This is a genomic window from Dolichospermum sp. UHCC 0260, assembly GCF_009711985.1.
Taxonomy (GTDB): Bacteria; Cyanobacteriota; Cyanobacteriia; order Cyanobacteriales; family Nostocaceae; genus Dolichospermum; species Dolichospermum lemmermannii.
On the sequence record NZ_VIKZ01000046.1, the window covers coordinates 11,669 to 28,039 of the forward strand.

Consider the following 16,371-nt stretch of genomic DNA (forward strand, 5'->3'; position numbering starts at 1 on the left):
TGTTCTAGACTAGGAACGAGAGAATGCTATCTTATGGAAACATGATCTTCTTCACGCACTTCTAAATGGGGAGCATGATGAACAGGTTGCAAACGTTGACGAATTTTGCCAATGATGATATAGAGAATTGGCACAATAAACAAACTCAAGAAAGTCGCTACAAACATTCCCCCAAATACAGCAGTACCTAAAGATTGACGACTCGCAGCACCCGCACCTGTAGCAGTTGCTAGGGGAAAAATTCCCAACAAAGTCGAAAAAGCAGTCATGAGAATGGGACGTAACCGACCTTGTGCTGCTTCTACTGCTGCTTTGGTAATTGATAAACCTTGCTGTTCTTGCAACTGGTTAGCAAATTCCACAATTAAAATTGCATTTTTACTGGCTAAACCAATTAACATGACTAACCCAACTTGGCAAAATACATCATTATTTAAACCTCTTAATGATTGTGATGCTAAAGCTCCCATAATAGCTAAGGGAACTGACAACATAATAATCAAAGGGTCAACATAGTTTTCATACTGAGCAGCTAATACTAAAAAGACGAAAAGTAAACCTAAACCAAAAATGATTGGTGCTTGTCCACCGGATTCTTTTTCCTGAGCCGCAATACCCGACCATTCATATCCCATGCTTGTGGGTAATATCTTTTTAGCTAGTTTTTCCATAGCCAAAGTTGCTTGTCCAGAACTAGTACCAGGAGCAGCAGAACCGTTAATTTCAATGGAACGCAATAAGTTATAATGATTAATAGTTTGCGCTCCTGTTGTTGGCGTTAATTTCACTAAACTACTCAGAGGAATCATCTGATTAGTCTGAGAACGCACATTTAATAAACCAATATCATCAGGATTGGAACGAAACTGAGCATCTGCTTGGATATATACCCGATATGTGCGAGACAGAAAATTAAAATCATTGACATATCGTGAACCCAAATAAGTTTGCAGGGTTTTAAAAATATCGTCAATGGAAACTTGCAGAGATTTCGCTTTGTTGCGGTCAACTTCAATTAAGATTTGCGGTGTATTGGCGGTAAAGGTGCTAAATACAGCTTGCAATCCGGGGGTTTGATTTCCCTGCATCATGAACTGACCAACGGTTTGCAGCATGGAATTTAAGCTGTTAGTTCCCGCTATATCTTGTAACTGAAATTGGAAACCACTAAAACTACCTAAACCGCGAATTGCGGGGGGATTAACCGGGAAAACTCTAGCTTCGGTAATTCCTGAAAAGCTTTTTCTTAAATTACCAATAATTGCTTGGACTGATTGATTTGGTTGTTTACGTTCGTCCCAGGATTTGAGAGTTGTGAAAATTATGCCACTGTTAGCGGTGCTACCACTAAAACCAAAACCACCAATTGCAAATGTTCCTGTAACTTCTGGTAATTTGAGGATTGTTGCTTCTACCTCACTCATGACTTTACTGGTGTATTTGAGTGAAGAACCTTCTGGCCCTTGGATAATGGTAATGAAATAACCTTGGTCTTCGTCGGGGAGAAATGCTGTGGGTACGGTCATGTACAGCCAAGCAGTGAAACCTAATGAACCGATAAATAACAGGAGAACAATCGCTTTTATTTTTACCAAAAATTTTAAAGAGCGCTCATATCCCCAACCCATGGCTTCTAAAAACCAATTAATTCTACCAAATACCCAACCCAAAATCCCTCTAGGTGCGGGTCTTTGCCGCAACAACAAGGCAGAAAGAGAAGGGGTGAGGGTGAGAGCCAAAAATGTGGAAATGGCGATAGAAAAGGCGATAGTCAGGGCAAATTGTTTGTAAATTTGTCCAGTTGCACCGGGGAAAAAGGCGACAGGGACAAATACCGCCATTAATACTAGGGAAGTAGCAATTACTGCCCCAAATAGCTCTTCCATGGAGACTGAAGCCGCTTGACGGGGTGACATTCCTTGGTCTTGAATTAAGCGGGAGATATTTTCCACGACAATAATCGCGTCATCAACTACCATGCCGGTTGCGAGGGTTAAACCAAACATGGTTAAGGTGTTGACGGAAAAACCAAAGGCTTTGACAAAGGCAAACGTCCCCACTAAGGACAGAGGAATGGTGATCACAGGAATTAACGTAGTCCGCCAATCTTGTAGGAAAATAAAGATAACGAGAATTACCAGAGCGATCGCCTCTAAAAGAGTTTTTACCACTTCTGCCAAAGATTCTTCTACAATCGTAGTGGTGTCAAATGCCACTTGATATTTCATCCCTGGCGGAAAGCTTTGCGACAATTGCGCTATTTCCTTTTTGACTAAATTAGCCACGTCCAAAACATTACTTCCTGGTGCCGGAAATATCCCCAGTCCCACACCCTCATTCCCCTTAAACCGCAGAAATGAGCTATAGTTTTGCGCTCCCAATTCCGCCCTTCCCACATCTTTTAACTTAATCAAACTACCGTCACCAGCAGTTTTAATTACCACATTGTCAAATTCCTCAACTTCCGTCAGTCTACTAACTGCCCTCAAGTCAATTTGATACATTTGACCATCTACGGCTGGCTGTTGTCCAATTTGTCCCGCACCTACCTGTAGGTTTTGTTCATTCAGGGCATCAATAACATCACCAGTAGTTAAATTCCGACTAGCCAATTTATTCGGGTCAAGCCATAGACGCATTGCATAGCGACGTTCCCCAAAAATCCGCGCCTCACTGACACCTTTAATCCGTTTGAGGGCATCTACCAGATATAAATCTGCATAATTACTTAAAAAGACATTATTTAAGGCTTTATTATCACTAAACAAACCGATCGCTAACAAAATATTGTTAGACTGTTTACTCACAGTCACTCCTGTTTGCTTCACACTATCTGGTAACTGCGGTTGAGCGGAAGTAACACGGTTTTGCACATCAACGGCAGCAATATCCTTGTCCCGCGAAGCATCAAATGTGACAGTAATCGTACTACTGCCATCATTACTACTACTCGAAGTCATGTATTTAATGCCTTCGACACCGTTAATTTGTCGTTCTAAAATCGTTGTGACGGTACTTTCAACAATTTCCGCACTAGCACCAACATAATTAGAATTGACGATAATCTGCGTGGGACTAATTTCTGGATACTGGGCTGTAGGTAATGTGGGAATACTGATTGCACCAACAAGTAAAATGATAATAGCGCAGACGCTGGTAAATACAGGTCGCTTAATAAAGAAGTTAACAAACATAAATTGGTAATTGGTAATTGGTGATTAAAAAGATCCCCGACTTCTTGAAGAAGTCGGGGATCTTGCTATTGTCAATTTTCAGGAATTATTGGAAGTTCATCTCTGAGGTTTTGTATTCCTGAAATTATCAATTTTTCATCCCGTTGTAATCCCTCAATTACTTGATAATCATTCCCTTTAATCTTGCCTAACTTCACCTGTTTTTGTTTAGCTATTAATTGAGAACCACCTTGAGGAGATTTTCCGGTTTCGGCTACAAATACAAAGGTTTCCCCAGCAATTCGAGATATTGCTGTTGTGGGAACTAGCACGCCAGAACGTTGATTCCAAATCACTTTAGCCCGAATTAATTGATCGGCTCGTAGTTGCCCATTATCATTGTTATAAAGTGCCTTAACTAATATTGATTGAGAGTTATTTGTAATATTGGGAGAAATAAAGAATATACTACTATTGCCAATGATTTTACCCTGAGCGTTAATTAATTCAACTGGTAATCCTGGACGTAATTGTGTACCTTTTTCCAAAGGGACAGGAATTTTAACGTCCAAAGGTCGGTTTTGGGTAATAGTTGCTAATGGTGTGGAAGTATTCACAACATCCCCTACTTTAACGGGAATATCACCAACAGTTCCAGTGAAGGGAGCAGTAATTGTGTAATACTGAAGTTGAATTTGTTGTTGTTTAATATTGGCATCAGCTTGGACTAAGGATTTTTCTACCTGGGATATGGTAGCTATTTGAGCTTGAATACGGGAATCTATCGCCCCTAGTTGGGCTTTTGCCGTCGCTAGTTTGTTAGCATATAAATCTTGAGTCTGACGAGATACAGCCCCTTGTGCAGCTAATTCAGAATAGCGATTATAATCTTGTTGGTTTAAACGCACATCTGCGATATTTGCTAACCTTTCTGCTTGCAAAGATTTAAGAGTAGCGCGAACATTTTCTAGTTGCGCTTGTGAACCTCGACCAGCAGCAGATAAACTACTAAGTGCGGCTTGTTGTTGTTGAGAATCTATTTGCAGAATCGCAGTCCCGGAGGTAACTAAATCTCCTGATTTGACGAATATTTGGGAAACTTGTCCTTGAATTCGCGGTTGGAGATTGACTGAACGCCGCGATTCTAAACTGGCTATATATTCCGTACTATCTTCAACTGTACCTGTTTGCACTGGTGATAGTTTAACTTTAACCCCTGGAGGTGGCGCATTAGCAACTGCTGGAGTTGGTTTTTCAGGATTTAGCAATTTCCACGCTATCCCGCTGACACCCCCAATCAATAACAGTGCGGCTAATACCAACCGCAGCCACCGATTTGACTTGGGAGGTGACGCAGAAATGTCTTTAATATCGGTTTGAGGTTCAGGTAATGTCATGACTGATAACAAGTTGACGGAATGAATAGTTAAAAATCTATGTGTATGATATGAATTTTGAAACTTCTAATTTATGATGCACTGGCAAAAATATGTATTATCTAATTTAAATATACAGGCTTTACATTTTTTTACAATCAATCGGCAAAATAATTATCTTGATGATCAATTTCTGAATTTAGTCATAGAGAAAACATTATCTGTTTTAGCTCACCTCGAATATAGAAACAGCCTGATTTCCTTGTCACTGTCTTGAACTCAGGATTTATGCCATTTAACAACTAGTAACTTTGTTCTATTGAATAAATGCTGATCAATGTTTGTTTCTCTTTGGCAAGTCGTACCCAGAAATAGGAAAATTGTCTAGGCTAATCTTTCCCTGGTTAGAATTTAATTTAAGCTGTTATTAACATCAAAATCAACATGATTAATAAATTGATACAACGGTTCTTGACTTTGGCTCTTATTTTTGCTGTTGTCCTTTTCTCCTGGGAAGTTCCTTTTGCTTTCGCAGATCACTTTTTTACTAACTCTGGAGAAATTAGGGATAATATCAAATTATCTGAATATGATTTTACTCCCCAAGAAAATCAAGAACTACAGGGGATTCGTCAGCGTCGAAATAAAGAAATTGCCGCAATTTTAGATTTATCTCAACGTAACTTGCTTGCTCACAAATTACATAATGGTAATAATATTGATCAAGCTTTAGAAGCAATAAATTTAAGTTCTCAACAACGAGAATTAGTAAATTCTATAAATGTCTTCACTAATTTAAAATTGAAGGGAATTTTCTCTCACCATGATTTACTTGACAGTCATAAATAAAGTTCAAAATTGGTAATAGTAAATTATTTCAGTTGTGAGAAATCTGAGTTTTTGCAACTGGTAATAAAAAGATAAAAACAATCACCAATTTTTTCAAAAACTCAATAAATTATGATTGATAAGATTGAATTGTGAGATTTGATGAAAGATTTTGTTGGAGAAATTGACTGAGTACGGTTATCAACTCTAGAAATCCCTCCCTATTTTCTCCCTAATAAAGATAAGACACGGTAGATTAGAGACAGCGTTACTTCTTCAAAACAGGGGAAGTCATCATCAAAATACAGTTGTCACAATAAATGTCTTATGAGTAAAAAACTACAAGGATTCCTCAAACCCCTATTTAAAACCGCCTTTATTCTTAGCTTAGTGCTAACTTTGGCGTTCAGTCATGCTAATGATGCCTTAGCAGCCCGCAGTGGTGGCAGAATCGGTGGTGGTTCTTTTAGAATGCCTTCTAGTCGTACCTACACACCCCGGACAAGTATGCCCGGTAATGGCGGCTACTATGCTCCCTATGGCGGTGGTTTCGGATTTCCGTTTCTTTTGCCCTTATGGGGTTTTGGTGGCGGTTTTGGCGGGTTGTTTGGGATTTTGATCTTTTTTGCCATGGCGAATTTTTTAGTGCAAACATTTCGCCGTGTTACCAGTGGAGAAACGGAAGAAGTCAGCTATAGCAGTAACCCTTCGGTGTCTGTCACCCGGTTACAAGTTGGTTTACTAGCCCAAGCAAGAGATTTACAACCCGAACTCAATCGAATTGCGGAAACTGCTGATACCAATAGCCCAGCGGGAAGAAGCGAAGTTTTACAAGAAGCTAGTTTGGCTTTATTGCGTCACCCTGAATATTGGGTATATGCAGGTGGTGGAACTCAACAAGCAAAGTTAAATTCCGCAGAATCACAATTTAATCGGTTATCTTTAGCCGAACGCAGTAAGTTTAGCGAAGAAACTCTCTCTAATGTGAATAATCAACTCAAGGCTGTTTGTCAGGAAGCTTTATCTGGTGAAGATAACCCGACTCGTTTGATTAGTGAAGGGCCTGGAGAATATATTATCGTCACTTTATTAGCAGCAACTTTGGGTAAATGTGAAATTCCCGCTATTAATAATGCTGATGATTTGCGTCAAGCCTTACGTCAAATTGGTAGTCTTGGTGGTGAACAACTTTTAGCAATTGAAGTTTTGTGGACTCCCCAAGCGTCAGGGGATACTCTCACATCAGATGATTTATTTGCTGAATATCCTGATTTGAAATTGGTTTAATTGGGAGTTTTGCAAAACTCATGTAGAGACGTTCATTGAAACTTCTCTACATTCTCTCAAACTCTCACTCTCTGAGACTCTGCGCCTGGAGCGTGTTAGCGAAGCGGGGCGAAGCCCAACAAACTCATTTAGGAAACTGTCCTTCTCGCACTTCCACAGCGTAATCTTGGACAGCTTTGGTAATTGTTTCTCGTAAGTTTGTATAAACCTTGGCGAATGGTGGTTGTTTTTCCGAAAGTCCGAGAATATCAGAAGTGACTAATACTTGACCATCACAGCTAGAACCTGCACCAATTCCAATTGTAGGAATACGGAGTTTTTGAGTAATTTGCAGCGCTAGTTTTGCAGGAATGTGTTCTAATACTATAGCAAAAACCCCGGCTTGTTCGAGAGCGATCGCTTCATGAAAAATTCTCTCACCTTCTTCCTGGGTTTTTCCCTGTTGTCGTAACCCTAATTGATGAATTGACTGGGGTGTTAATCCCACATGACCCATAACCGGAATCCCCGACTGCACTAACCGGGTAATGGTTTCTACCATTGCGGGATAGCCACCTTCTAATTTTACCGCTTGCGCCCCGGTTTCTTTCAACACCCTACCGGCGGAGTGCATAGCTTGGGAAATACTTTCTTGATAGGTCAAAAATGGTAAATCAACTACCATTAAAGCATTTTTGACACCACGCCGCACAGCTTTAGCATGATGGATCATTTCATCTAAAGTTATTGGTAAGGTAGTTTCATAACCAAGGACGACGGCAAGAGAATCACCAACTAAGATCAAGTCTACACCAGCTAGATCCAAAAGTTGAGCGATCGCATAATCCCAGGCAGTTAACGCAACAATCGCCCTTCCCTGTTGTTTCCATTGAGTTAATTGTTGGGTAGTAACTGCCATAAATAATTGATAATTTATAATTGATAATTGTCAATTGTTAATTGTCAACTGATAATTGTCAATCTCTGGCAAATTTAACTGATGTCACGTTACGTCCGCGCAGGGGAGTTACAGACCTTAATACAATACCATTTTTTGGGTTAATCACTAACAATTGATTTGGCATTCCCGCCCAAATTAATCCTTGGGGACTGGGATTTTTGTCTGTATTATCAACCTTTTGGGCTATAGCTGGTGTGACTAAGTAGGTTGGCGTTGAAAATTGTCGTCATAGCACTAGGCAAGAGGCAAGAGGCAAGAGTAAAGAAGTTTTCAGCGATTTTACATTTCTTTACACAGTTTGGTTTTATTGTGTTCACCTACTTATGCTTGGTAAAGCTATTAATCTCAGTAAGTTTGCACGCATTTAGTTAAGTATATCCAGCTTGATATTATTTTTGCATATTCATTTAATTAGTTAGGCTATTTTAATCTTGAAATGCAAAGTCTCAGCCTAAATTTTACCATTTAATAAACTTCATCATGACTGCCAATATCTATCAATAAAATAATCATTTCTAATAACTCTTCATCTTCAGAGAAATTAAAGATAATTCTACAATCATAAGTAACAGAACAAGACCATAAACCCGCTAAATTTCCTCCTAACTTATGAGACTTCAAAGACGGTGTAAAGGGATCATCGGCCAAAGGACTTAATACATTAACAATTTGATTTTTTAATTGCGGGGTTTTCTTGGTAATCTTCCTAAAAGACCGCTTGAATCCACTACTCCAGACAACTTCCATCATCATCTCCTAGTAAATCAGAGATTAAATCATCAACGCTTCCCCTCTTTGCTGTACCATCTTTAAAAGCTTGTTTAACTTCCTGAGCATTAGTTAAAATTTCAGCCCGCTTCTTCTCAATTCGTTGCTTTTGAAGAAACTCAAATAAATACTCTCTATCTTCTGTGGGTAATCTTTCAATAGAAGTAATAATTTCTTGTAACGTCAGCATAGAATCTCCTCTAAAACAACTCTCTGTTTCTATATTATCTCCCATTGAGCAAATTGCATGAGTAATTTACTTAGTATAAAACAGTAGCAATATATACTTGTCTTAAAGCTTTTAAGTACCAGCTACATCTACAGGTATTGCATAACTTTCAAGTGAATATTTACTTGAGATATACACAATTGTAAACAAATCTTCACAAAATGTTAAATCTTTATGTGATAACAAATTTAAATATATCAATTAACAAAATTCGCAAAATAACTTATTGAATTATTGATATATTGTGGGGTAAGCTACAAATTCCGTGATGTGCAGTTTCTTCTTTTCTTGCTCATCCCCTGACTAAACTTGTCTTCAGGAAAAATGCCTCATGATCCCTCCTTACCCGCTTTAGGTAAAGACATCAGGAAAAAAAGAGAGTTGCAGCAAACCAGCCTTAGGTCTGGAATGCGGCTTTCAGGCAAAAATCCGCAGACGGCTGAATCAAGCCAGTTGAGTAGGGTATGCAAACTCAAGATGAAAAGATTTTGTATTCTTGGGACGAAAAATAACTGGTAAACAATTTGTTGCAGTAGCAATTACCGCAACTTAATTCGTGCAGGAGTAATACTGCCACCATAGAAATTGATCGCCCCTAACTATAAGCAAAACTTATAATCTCATTAAGAATGAATTAAGAGTAGGAATGAGAAGAAGTGGCACATAACGTGATTTGATAGTAAAAAGAAAGACTTCTTGGAAGAAAAATATGTCTTACGCGCAAACTAAGACTCAGGCTAAGTCTGGGTATAAAGCTGGGGTTCAAGATTACAGACTAACTTATTACACACCTGATTACACTCCTAAAGATACAGATTTATTAGCAGCTTTCCGGATGACCCCCCAACCCGGAGTTCCTCCTGAAGAAGCTGGTGCGGCTGTAGCTGCTGAGTCTTCCACTGGTACTTGGACAACAGTATGGACAGACTTGCTCACCGACCTAGATCGCTACAAAGGTCGTTGTTACGACATCGAACCAGTTCCCGGTGAAGATAACCAATATATTTGTTATGTTGCTTATCCTTTGGACTTGTTTGAAGAAGGTTCTATCACCAACGTACTAACCTCCATCGTCGGTAACGTATTTGGTTTTAAAGCTTTACGGGCGTTACGTTTGGAAGACATTCGTTTCCCTGTAGCTTACATCAAGACTTTCCAAGGACCTCCTCACGGTATCCAAGTAGAGCGCGACAAATTGAACAAATACGGTCGTCCTCTGTTGGGTTGTACAATCAAGCCCAAATTAGGTCTTTCCGCTAAGAACTACGGACGCGCAGTTTACGAATGTTTACGTGGTGGTTTGGACTTCACCAAAGACGACGAAAACATCAACTCTGCTCCTTTCCAAAGATGGCGCGATCGCTTCTTGTTTGTATCTGAAGCTATCAACAAAGCACAAGCAGAAACCGGCGAAATCAAGGGTCACTACCTAAACGTTACCGCTCCTACCTGCGAACAAATGATCCAACGGGCTGAGTACGCTAAAGAACTCAAACAGCCCATCATCATGCACGATTACCTGACCGCAGGTTTCACCGCTAACACCACACTATCTCGCTGGTGTCGTGATAACGGTATTCTGTTGCACATTCACCGGGCTATGCACGCTGTAATTGACCGTCAGAAGAACCACGGTATCCACTTCCGCGTATTGGCTAAAGCTCTCCGCTTGTCTGGTGGTGACCACATTCACACCGGTACAGTAGTTGGTAAGTTAGAAGGTGAACGGGGAATCACCATGGGCTTCGTTGACCTATTGCGTGAAAACTACATCGAGCAAGACAAGTCTCGCGGTATTTACTTTACCCAAGACTGGGCTTCTTTACCCGGTGTAATGGCAGTTGCTTCTGGTGGTATCCACGTATGGCATATGCCCGCGTTGGTAGAAATCTTTGGTGATGACTCCGTACTCCAATTCGGTGGTGGTACTCTCGGACATCCTTGGGGTAACGCTCCTGGTGCTACAGCTAACCGCGTAGCTCTAGAAGCAGTTGTTCAAGCTCGTAACGAAGGTCGCAACTTGGCTCGTGAAGGTAACGATATTATCCGCGAAGCTGCTAAGTGGTCTCCTGAGTTGGCTGTTGCTTGCGAACTGTGGAAAGAAATTAAGTTCGAGTTTGAAGCAATGGATACCGTCTGATAATTGAGGATTTGAGATTTTGGATTCATATACAATCCAAAATCTAAAAATCTAAAGGGCTGGGTCAAGCATGGATTTAAAGCAAATTGCGAAAGACACAGCCAAAACTCTCCAAAGCTACCTGACTTATCAGGCGTTGAGGACTGTATTGGCACAGCTAGGCGAAACAAATCCTCCTCTAGCACATTGGTTGCAAAACTTCTCCGCTGGCAAAATCCAAGACGGGGAAGCATATATTGAGGAATTGTTTCTAGAAAAGTCAGATTTGGCTTTGCGAATTATGACTGTCAGGGAACATATAGCGGCGGAAGTGACAGAGTTTTTACCAGAAATGGTGATAACTGGCATTCAGCAAGCCAATATGGAACAGCGTCGCCAGCATCTCGAACGCATTACGCAACTAAGTTTATCAAGTCCCAGCCTCGAAATACCAAAGACAGACAATATCTGATTCTAATTTGGATAATTTATCCAATTAGTCAGTCAACCAAGTCATAAAAAATCTCCCCCACTTATCAAAAACTATGCAAACTTTACCTAAAGAGCGTCGTTACGAAACCCTTTCTTACCTTCCCCCTTTGTCTGACGCGCAAATCGCCAAGCAAGTTCAGTACATCATCACACAAGGTTTCATTCCTGCAATTGAATTCAACGAAACTTCTGAACCTACAGAACTTTATTGGACAATGTGGAAGTTGCCTTTGTTCGGTGCTAAAACTACTCAAGAAGTATTGAGCGAAGTTCAAGGTTGCCGTTCTCAGTATGGTAACTGCTACATTCGTGTTGTTGGTTTTGACAACATCAAGCAGTGTCAAGTTATGAGCTTCCTTGTTCACAAACCCAGCAGATACTAAGAGCTAGTTAGCTAATAGTAATTTGATGAATTAAAAAGAGAGGTAGAGTTTTCTATCTCTCTTTTTTTTAGCGTTACATAATGGCTTTATGAATTATGTTTCGCGCAAAGGCACAAAGGAGCAAAGACGCAAAGGTAAGAGTTTTCAAAATTAACCATGGTTACGCCACTCAGGCTATCGGTGAGTTTCATTCTTTGATTCAGCAATACCCTTTTTTTTAGTTTTTGATAGAGAATAGAATTGTCGGTTGAGTCGCACATACAAAAGGCTAAAGGTGGTAATTATGCAACAAATTACTGTTAATGAAGCATCTCAACACTTGTCTGATTTAATTGAAGCCGCACTTGGTGGTGATGAAATTATCATCATGAAAGATAATCAACCTGTGGTGAAATTAATTCCTGTATTACCAGTTAAAATTCGTCCTAAATTTGGTAGTGCAAAGGGAATGATCAAAATATCTGATGATTTTGATGAACCTTTGGAAGAGTTGAAGGAGTATATGGAATGAAGCAATTAATTGATACTCATACTCTGCTTTGGTTTACTATGGGTAATCCCAGAATCAGTGATAATTTGAGATTAAAAATTGAAAATAACGACAATCTTCTGAGTATTGCCAGTGTTTGGGAAATGGCAATTAAACATAGTATAGGTAAACTTAATTTGGAGATGAGTTTTGATGATTTTGTCGAACAGCAAATAATTGGGAATGGTATTACATTAAAGAAAATCAACCAACAGCATATTTCAGTGATTGCTCAATTACCCTTACATCATCGTGATCCTTTTGACAGAATGTTAATTGCACAGGCTATGGTGGAAAATATGCCTATAATAAGTGCTGATACAATTTTCGATGCCTATCCCATACAGCGTTTGTGGTGAAAAATAACGCCCAATTTTGATAGTTCTTTTTTTCTCTAGTTCCCATGCTCTGCGGGGGAACACACTGAGAGGCTCTGCCTCTATTTTAACTGGAGGTAGAACCCCCAAGATGGCATTCCCAGCCTGGAGACTGGGAATGCGAAACGAGAAACGAGAAAAAATAACGCATAATCTTGATATTTCTTTTTCTAAGCGCAGACGATACAGACAACTGTTATGATTTATGAGTATCGAAAATATACTCTAGATTAGCAGTCAATGAGCTACTGTATCAATCCCAACTGTCCACAACCGCAAAACACCAGACAGCCCTTATTTTGTCAATCATGTGGTTCTGAGTTACTTTTAGAAGGGTGCTATCGAGTCCTTCGTCCCTTGGGGGGTGGTGGTTTCGGTAAAACTTATGAAGTGGATGATTCTGGTACAAAGAAAGTCTTGAAGGTTTTGTTTAATACAGTTCCTAAAGCTATTGAATTGTTTCAACAAGAAGCGGAAGTTTTAAAACACCTGAAACACCCTGGTATTCCTAAAGTTGAGTCAGATGGTTACTTTATTTATTTTCCTAGAGATGCTAAAGAACCCCTGCATTGTTTGGTAATGGAAAAAATTGAGGGGATGAATTTAGAAGAATACATAACTCAACGCAATGATCAAGCTATTAGTGAACGTGCGGCTATACGGTGGTTAAAACAGATAGTTGAGATTTTAGATCAAGTCCATAAAAAAAATTATTTTCATCGGGATATTAAGCCACCTAATATTATGCTACGACCTAATGGGCAGTTAGTATTAATTGATTTTGGCACAGCGCGGGAAGTTACACAAACTTTGATGCAAAAAGTCGCAGGACAGCAAGTTACAGGGATTATTTCCGCAGGTTATACGCCACCTGAACAAATGAATGGTAAGGCTGTTCCGCAATCAGATTTTTTTGCTTTAGGGCGGACTTTTGTTTATTTATTAACTGGTAAATTTCCCCAAGAATTTGCTGAAAATTCTCGCACGGGAGAATTAATTTGGCGAAATAATACTGCTGGTATTTCTGGAAAATTCTTGGATTTGATTGATTATTTAATGTCTCCATTTCCGGGAAATAGACCAAGAGATACCCAGGAAATTTTATATAGATTAGCTGAATTTGAGACCTCTTCACCTAAATTTAAAGTTCCTAATTCCAATAGTCAATCTTCTAATTATGGTCCTTATGCTAAAACGGTAGTATCCACATCTGGAAAAGTTAATCAAGTAGTAAGTTCTCCTAAATACGCATCACCTTGGATACGTTTTTTAGCGTACTTTATTGATTTAATAATATGTTGTATTTTCATGCCATTGTCTATAGCTTTCTTAGGAAGTATCATAATCATAATAATTATACCAGATCGAAATTGTGGAATAAATGGTATCTGTAGTGATTTATGGTATAGTATATCCTTAGTTTTATCTGTAATCTTTACTTGGCTTCATTTTGCATTAGCTGAAAGTTCCGTTAAACAATCAACTTATGGACAAGGTATCTGCAAAATAATTGTGAGTGATATGAATGGTAAAAGAATTTCTTTGTGGCGCGCTACTTGGAGATTTATAGTTAAAATATTGTTGACTTTCTTGACTTTTGGTTTAGGTGATATGATATTTATGCTATTTAATCAAAAAAATCGTTCTTTACACGATATCTTAGCTGGTACTTTGGTTATTAAAAAACCATCTGCATAATTACAAAGTATTCAATGGTGCGTTACGCTGTCGCTAACACACCCTACTAAATAAACTACTGAATAATTAACTTCTCGTAAATCTCGTAACCCATGATATAATCATCCAAAACAAAGCCACTACCAAAATCTATTACCTGACTATCAATAATTTTAAAACCAAATCGAGAATAAGCTTTAATTCCTTTTTCATTCCTTTTATTAACATTCAGAATTATTTGTTTTAAGTTCATTGCTTGCGCTTTTTGATAAATATGAAATAACATTTTTTGACCATAGCCAAAACCATGTAATGATGGCAATAAATAACATTTATGTAATTTTAAATAACTAATACTATCTATTATTTCTGAACTGTAAGATAAATAACCAACTAATTTAGAATTATGCAAAACTTGATCATAAAATATCCCTCTATTATAAATTTCATCTTCAATTACTCCTGTTCCATACATTTTAGTTAGCATATACTCGATTTGTTCAGTGCTGAGAATTGAAGAATAGTGGCTATACCAAATTTCTTGACTGACTTTTCTCAGTTCTTCCAAATCAGAATCTAATAACTTAGTAATGGTAATTGATGAATCATTCATGGTGAGAATTGTATTCTAATAAAAATTAAATGTCAGGATTGCCAAAATTAATTTACCATTTAATTGAGATAACATAGGACTCATATTTGATTTCTGTATCTGGTAAACAATACAAACAAGCAGCTATGGCAATGGATGATACATTTGACACCCCAAATCAATCCTTATCTATCCCCAAGGTCAACATTTTGACCATGTTTCGGCTAGGACTGTTTCAAATGGGGTTGAGTATGATGTCTATCTTGACTCTGGGAGTGCTTAACCGCGTCATGATTCAAGAAATCGCAATTCCGGCAACTATAGGCAGCTTAGTATTAGCAATACCTTATTTTATCGCCCCCACAAGGATTTTATTTGGGCAAATGTCCGATGCTAAACCGTTATTAGGTTATCATCGCACGGCTTATGTCTGGGTAGGAGCAGGAATATTTGCGATCGCCGCATTTTTTGCGGTACAAGTAATGTGGCAGTTAAATGCCGCTAATATTGGCGATACCTGGATATGGACTACCCAAACAATCGGTTGGACAGCGGTTCTCGGTTTCATGTTCGCAATTTACGGTTTAGCAATTTGCGCTAGTGGTACAGCATTTGCAGCTTTATTAGTGGATATCTCCGAAGAAGACAACCGTTCTCAAGTTGTGGGGATTGTTTGGTCAATGTTAATGGTAGGGATTATAGTTGGAGCAATTATCAGTTCTAGCTTATTAAAACAATTAACCACAAACGCACCTGTAGAAACTTTACAAGCGGCAATTAATCGTCTATTTATAATTGTTCCCAGCATCGTTTTTAGTTTAGCAATTGTGGCAACTATAGGGGTTGAAAAAAAATATTCCCGTTTCTTAAACCGTGCCAATAGAGGCAACCGAGAAGATGGTATAACCTTAAAAGGTGCTTGGAAAATTTTAACAGCTAGTCCACAAACAGGCTTGTTTTTCACATTTTTATTAGTGATGACTATCAGCCTGTTTATGCAAGATCCCATTTTAGAACCTTTTGCAGGGCAAGTATTTAAAATGCCCTTAGCAGAAAGTACCAAACTCAACGTTTTTTACGGTACAGGGATATTAATTTCCTATGGAATCACAGGTTTTTTCATTGTTCCTCGTTTGGGTAAAAAAAGGACTATAAAGTTAGGTTGTATTTTAGTCGCAGTGTCCGCTTTATTAATAGGTTTTTCGGGATTTTCCGCAAATCCATCTATCCTAAAATCAACTTTAGTTTTATTTGGTTTAGCTACTGGTTTTGTCACCACCGCAGCCGTTACTTTAATGTTAGACTTAACAATTGCCGAAGCTGCCGGTACTTTTATTGGCGCTTGGGGACTTGCCCAATCTTTATCTAGAGGCATTGCTACGGTAATTGGTGGTACTGTTTTAGATTTGGGACGTAAGTTTTTACCAGATAATTTAGTATTAGCTTATGGTTTGGTATTTGTCTTAGAAGCTTTAGGAATGTTACTATCAATTTGGTTTTTGAATCGTGTTAATGTCAAAGAATTTCAAACTAATACCAGACAAGTTTTAGCCTCTGTTCTCGAAAGTGACTTAGATAATTAACAACTGACAACTGTACGG

General features: G+C 38.7%; 14 protein-coding genes and 2 pseudogenes. 9 read left to right on the forward strand and 7 right to left on the reverse strand.

Annotated elements, in window-relative coordinates; translation table 11 throughout:
- Nucleotides 1–26 precede the first annotated feature (26 nt).
- Nucleotides 27–3,194, reverse strand: coding sequence for an efflux RND transporter permease subunit (locus tag FJR08_RS17060; RefSeq protein WP_168633968.1), 3,168 nt, complete (start codon nucleotides 3,192–3,194; stop codon nucleotides 27–29).
- 71 nt (nucleotides 3,195–3,265) lie between these two features.
- Nucleotides 3,266–4,570 (reverse strand): efflux RND transporter periplasmic adaptor subunit, encoded by a 1,305-nt coding sequence (locus FJR08_RS17065; protein ID WP_168633969.1) that lies wholly within the window; start codon nucleotides 4,568–4,570, stop codon nucleotides 3,266–3,268.
- Between the two features lie 423 nt (nucleotides 4,571–4,993).
- On the opposite strand from FJR08_RS17065, the gene FJR08_RS17070 reads away from it, so the two are divergent.
- Nucleotides 4,994–5,398, forward strand: coding sequence for a hypothetical protein (locus FJR08_RS17070; RefSeq protein ID WP_015079273.1), 405 nt, complete (start codon nucleotides 4,994–4,996; stop codon nucleotides 5,396–5,398).
- 306 nt (nucleotides 5,399–5,704) lie between these two features.
- The gene (locus tag FJR08_RS17075) at nucleotides 5,705–6,664 is read left to right on the forward strand and encodes a DUF1517 domain-containing protein (protein ID WP_168633970.1); all 960 of its coding nucleotides are present in this window, start codon (nucleotides 5,705–5,707) and stop codon (nucleotides 6,662–6,664) included.
- A 124-nt stretch (nucleotides 6,665–6,788) separates the two neighbouring features.
- Here FJR08_RS17075 and panB read toward each other — a convergent pair whose 3' ends face one another.
- The 4 genes and pseudogenes from panB to FJR08_RS17095 form a co-directional block, all read right to left on the reverse strand.
- Nucleotides 6,789–7,562, reverse strand: coding sequence for a 3-methyl-2-oxobutanoate hydroxymethyltransferase (panB, locus tag FJR08_RS17080; RefSeq protein ID WP_168633971.1), 774 nt, complete (start codon nucleotides 7,560–7,562; stop codon nucleotides 6,789–6,791).
- 61 nt (nucleotides 7,563–7,623) lie between these two features.
- Nucleotides 7,624–7,755: pseudogene (locus tag FJR08_RS23715) on the reverse strand (transcriptional regulator); the annotation flags it as partial.
- Nucleotides 7,756–8,069: 314 nt separating this feature from the next.
- The gene (locus FJR08_RS17090; protein WP_168633972.1) at nucleotides 8,070–8,351 is read right to left on the reverse strand and encodes a type II toxin-antitoxin system YafQ family toxin; all 282 of its coding nucleotides are present in this window, start codon (nucleotides 8,349–8,351) and stop codon (nucleotides 8,070–8,072) included.
- Entirely contained in the window at nucleotides 8,332–8,562 is a 231-nt protein-coding gene (locus tag FJR08_RS17095) for a hypothetical protein (protein ID WP_015079278.1), read from the reverse strand. The genes FJR08_RS17090 and FJR08_RS17095 overlap by 20 nt, the downstream gene beginning before the upstream one ends.
- Before the next feature lie 748 nt (nucleotides 8,563–9,310).
- Here FJR08_RS17095 and FJR08_RS17100 point away from each other — a divergent pair.
- The 6 genes and pseudogenes from FJR08_RS17100 (at nucleotide 9,311) to FJR08_RS17125 (ending at nucleotide 14,199) form a co-directional block, all read left to right on the forward strand.
- Complete coding sequence (locus FJR08_RS17100; protein WP_015079279.1) at nucleotides 9,311–10,741, forward strand: form I ribulose bisphosphate carboxylase large subunit; 1,431 nt, start codon at nucleotides 9,311–9,313, stop codon at nucleotides 10,739–10,741.
- 70 nt (nucleotides 10,742–10,811) lie between these two features.
- Nucleotides 10,812–11,220, forward strand: a pseudogene (locus tag FJR08_RS17105) (chaperonin family protein RbcX).
- A 45-nt stretch (nucleotides 11,221–11,265) separates the two neighbouring features.
- Entirely contained in the window at nucleotides 11,266–11,595 is a 330-nt protein-coding gene (locus FJR08_RS17110) for a ribulose bisphosphate carboxylase small subunit (protein ID WP_015079281.1), read from the forward strand.
- Nucleotides 11,596–11,878: 283 nt separating this feature from the next.
- The gene (locus FJR08_RS17115) at nucleotides 11,879–12,106 is read left to right on the forward strand and encodes a type II toxin-antitoxin system Phd/YefM family antitoxin (protein WP_039200138.1); all 228 of its coding nucleotides are present in this window, start codon (nucleotides 11,879–11,881) and stop codon (nucleotides 12,104–12,106) included.
- The gene (locus FJR08_RS17120; RefSeq protein ID WP_168633973.1) at nucleotides 12,103–12,483 is read left to right on the forward strand and encodes a type II toxin-antitoxin system VapC family toxin; all 381 of its coding nucleotides are present in this window, start codon (nucleotides 12,103–12,105) and stop codon (nucleotides 12,481–12,483) included. The genes FJR08_RS17115 and FJR08_RS17120 overlap by 4 nt, the downstream gene beginning before the upstream one ends.
- A 258-nt stretch (nucleotides 12,484–12,741) precedes the next feature.
- Entirely contained in the window at nucleotides 12,742–14,199 is a 1,458-nt protein-coding gene (locus FJR08_RS17125) for an RDD family protein (protein WP_168633974.1), read from the forward strand.
- 55 nt (nucleotides 14,200–14,254) lie between these two features.
- Here the strand turns inward: FJR08_RS17125 and FJR08_RS17130 are convergent, their stop codons facing one another.
- Nucleotides 14,255–14,791, reverse strand: coding sequence for a GNAT family N-acetyltransferase (locus FJR08_RS17130; RefSeq protein ID WP_168633975.1), 537 nt, complete (start codon nucleotides 14,789–14,791; stop codon nucleotides 14,255–14,257).
- Nucleotides 14,792–14,916: 125 nt separating this feature from the next.
- On the opposite strand from FJR08_RS17130, the gene FJR08_RS17135 reads away from it, so the two are divergent.
- Nucleotides 14,917–16,353, forward strand: coding sequence for a BCD family MFS transporter (locus FJR08_RS17135; protein WP_168633999.1), 1,437 nt, complete (start codon nucleotides 14,917–14,919; stop codon nucleotides 16,351–16,353).
- The last annotated feature ends 18 nt before the right edge of the window (nucleotides 16,354–16,371 follow it).